This is a genomic window from Bartonella sp. AA168HLJHH (genome assembly GCF_042197365.1).
Classification (GTDB): Bacteria; Pseudomonadota; Alphaproteobacteria; order Rhizobiales; family Rhizobiaceae; genus Bartonella.
Window position 1 is genome coordinate 1 of the sequence record NZ_JBHIRS010000047.1, and the last position, 3312, is coordinate 3312.

General features: G+C 38.5%; 5 protein-coding genes and 1 pseudogene. All 6 read left to right on the forward strand.

Annotated elements, in window-relative coordinates:
- Positions 1-80 precede the first annotated feature (80 nt).
- Positions 81-836, forward strand: coding sequence for a type IV secretion system protein (locus ACFINM_RS09495; protein ID WP_375634908.1), 756 nt, complete (start codon positions 81-83; stop codon positions 834-836).
- Positions 837-859: 23 nt separating this feature from the next.
- On the forward strand, positions 860-1189 hold the full coding sequence (locus ACFINM_RS09500; RefSeq protein ID WP_375612432.1) for an EexN family lipoprotein: 330 nt from the start codon (positions 860-862) through the stop codon (positions 1187-1189).
- Between the two features lie 31 nt (positions 1190-1220).
- The gene (locus ACFINM_RS09505; RefSeq protein ID WP_375641257.1) at positions 1221-2159 is read left to right on the forward strand and encodes a type IV secretion system protein; all 939 of its coding nucleotides are present in this window, start codon (positions 1221-1223) and stop codon (positions 2157-2159) included.
- Complete coding sequence (locus ACFINM_RS09510; RefSeq protein ID WP_375612434.1) at positions 2146-2433, forward strand: type IV secretion protein VblB7; 288 nt, start codon at positions 2146-2148, stop codon at positions 2431-2433. The genes ACFINM_RS09505 and ACFINM_RS09510 overlap by 14 nt, the downstream gene beginning before the upstream one ends.
- Entirely contained in the window at positions 2430-3101 is a 672-nt protein-coding gene (locus ACFINM_RS09515) for a virB8 family protein (protein ID WP_375612435.1), read from the forward strand. Before ACFINM_RS09510 ends, ACFINM_RS09515 begins: the two co-directional genes overlap by 4 nt.
- A 2-nt stretch (positions 3102-3103) precedes the next feature.
- Positions 3104-3312, forward strand: a pseudogene (locus ACFINM_RS09520) (P-type conjugative transfer protein VirB9); the annotation flags it as partial.

A 3312-nucleotide genomic window follows, 5' to 3' on the forward strand; every position in this document is an offset into this window, starting at 1 on the left:
GAACTCCTAGAGACCATTATGGATGAAGTTGGACAATCTCCAGAAAAATGGCTTCCTATTTTTCAAGAAAGGTCAAAACAATGAAAAAACTTTTATTGGCAACAGCTCTTTGCGCAATTTCTTTTGGACCTCAAGCAAATGCATTTGGAGGTGGTCCCTTTGATTATAAAATACTGCTGGAAAATATAGAGCAAGCCAAAAAATTGAGAGAACAAGTTGCAAAAGCAGAACAGCAAGTTCAACAAGGCAAACAACAGCTTGAGCAATTAAAGAGCCAACTCGATCAAGCGAAACAATTATATAGTTCCTTAAATGGAAAACCTGATTTATCCGCTCTTCAAGAATTGCTCAACAAACAAGGGAATAATGCTGCTTTCCCCTCTGATTTTAATCATTTAGAACAATCAATAGATGGTACTGGGGGTGGTAGCGGAAACACTGAAAAATGGAAGGAAAAACTTTTATATAAAGAACCATCGGGTGGTAGTGGATCAAAAGAAGCCGTTGATGCCTTTTACAAGCAAGAAGTGGAAAAATTGCACAATCGCAATGTAGGACAAGCAGCAACAGGGCAAGCTGTTTACGAAGATGCCGATAAAAAGAAAGAAGCCATTAGTAAGATTATTGAAAAACTCAAAAATGCTAAAACCGCTGCTGAAGTTCAAGATGCTCAAACACAATTAGCAGCTATACAAGCAATATTACAAGCAGAGGCTTTACAAACACAAGCCGCCTCTATGATTCAGCAAGCTCAACAGGAAGCTGAAATTATTCGTTCTAGAGAAGAATCTAGTAAAAGATACCAAGACTATGCAAGAAAAATCCGTGGTCATTAAAAATTAAAAAGAGGGAATTGAAAATGAACAAGATCATCATAACAACATTACTGCTTTGCATAGGACTTATCACGACTGGTTGCGAAAAAACTTACAGCGTAGAAGAATTTAAAAAAAATGAAAGCTTAATAAGAGAGTTTCAATGGAAGTGTGGGGCTTCTGATAATTCGAAAAATTGTCAAAATGTGCGACAAGCCGCTAAGGAACTTGATGAAGAACATTCTAAGAGAGCTTTAGAAAATTATAATAAAGCTCTAGAGAAAATAAATAAAAGACGAGAGGAACGAGAAGCAAAAGAGCGCGCTAAAGCCGTACAAAAAGAGAAAGAAGAAGCTGAAAGAAACGCTCAATAGTTGTTTTTATAAAAAATAAAAAGGATATTCAATGTCGTTAATGGATTACGTTCCTACGTACAGTGATATAGATGACCGTTTAATGAATACTCTTGGGGACTTAATGGATAAGACCATTAGTAATCTTTCAAGTTCTTTATCCGCTCCTCTTACGGCATCTTGTATAATCTATATTGCATTTATAGGTTACAACATTATATATGGGCGTTCTTCTATGCCTTTATGGGATTTTATAGCGACAACAGCTAAACTTGCCATCGTTGTTACACTCACTACAAACGCTTCTCAATATAATGCTTGGATCAAAGACATATTTTTTACTGATCTGCCTGATGCCATTGCAAATGTCACCCAAGGAGCAAATTCAGATAAAAATGTCTGGGACAATATGATGATACATGCTTCTGCACATGTTTTTGATGCAGCAAATCAGTATACAGCATGGTATGATATGGGGAAGTATATTGTTAATTGGGTTGCTGGTTTAATCTGTTTATTAATTGCTGCTTTTTTTAGCACTATTGGCTTTATCGTCACAATGTTTGCTAAACTTGGTTCATTTCTTGTCATATCGGTTGGACCACTTTTCATAAGCCTTTATATGTTTTCAACGACAAGACGTTTTACAGAAGCATGGTTAGGACAACTCGCAAACTTTATCATTTTGCAGGTATTAGTCACTTTGCTTGGTAACGTATATGTAAGTCTTGCGATAGATATCCTTTCAGGTGACATTAAAGATATCATGTTTTCTGTAATTCAATTTTTGATTATTGGAACCGGAGGCATTTATCTTTTTATCCATTTACCCGGAATTGCCTCTGCTTTAGCTTCTGGAGGAGCATCTCTTGCAGGTTCAACACATTTAGCTCACCACACTAGCAGATTAGCTGGTCGTGGTGCTCTTGCTGGTTTTAGAGGTTTGGCATCAAAATTTAGAGGAGGTAATACTACAAATGCGGGGAGTTAAAAAAATTTGGATTATCTTGCCATTTCTCTTTCTTAGTGGCTGTATGTCTTCATCAAACACGCTGAAATCACTCCCAAAGTGTGATGGATATTCTAAACGTCCACTCAACAGATCAATGTGGAATTGGGAAGGGAAGAAGCCCACTCCAAGACCTATTATTATAAGTGGCAATACACAATCATCTGTGAAAGAGAGCAAACTTGAAACGCTTTTGGCACAAAAATTAACGGACGAAGAAATGAAGTCTTACAAAAATTGCGGGCAAAAAGCATGAAAGAAAACGCCGTAGAACAATATATTGCTGAAGCACGCTCGTTCGATCAAGATCGCATGCTCGCCTCACGCCGCACCACCCGCATCTCGCTTGCAATCGCCGGCATAGCCGTTGCTGTTGCAATAATGTCTTCTCTCGCGGTCATCACCCTCACGCCCCTTAAAACCGTAGAACCCTTTGTCATCCGCGTTGATAATTCAACCGGCATCACTGAAGTCGTAGAAGCCTTAAAAGAAGGTCCAACAAATGTCGACGAAGCCATCACACGCTATTTTGCAGCAAAATATGTCCGCTTCCGTGAAGGTTTCGTCGTAGAAGAAACACAAAATAACTTCGAAACCATCTCTCTCCTCTCTTCACCTGAAGAACGAGAAAGATTTGCTGGATGGTACGGCGCAAAAAATCCCCAAAGTCCTCAAATTCTTTATAAACACGCCACCGTTACAATAACAATAAAATCAATTTCTTTTATCAATGAAAATGTCGCCCAAGTGCGTTACTACAGAACTGTGCGTAACAACGACAACAACAAAGAATTCATCACCCACTGGGTTGCAACACTCACCTTTGAATATACCAATGCCCCTATCTCTGTTCAAAACCGCTTGATAAATCCTCTAGGGTTTATCGTTAATGAATATAGAACTGATCCGGAAGTGGTCAACTGATCATGACAAAAAAAATTCTTTTTCTCATTCTTAGGATTGCTGTTGCCTTTTCTTTGACGAATATAAGCTACGCGAGTGTTTTTCCCACCCGCGCGCCGAGCGATAGCCGCATTCGCTTTATCAACTATGATGCTTATAATGTCACAAAAATTATTGGCTCCATACGCTCATCGGTACAAATAGAATTTTCTCCCAATGAAGAAATTGCCCA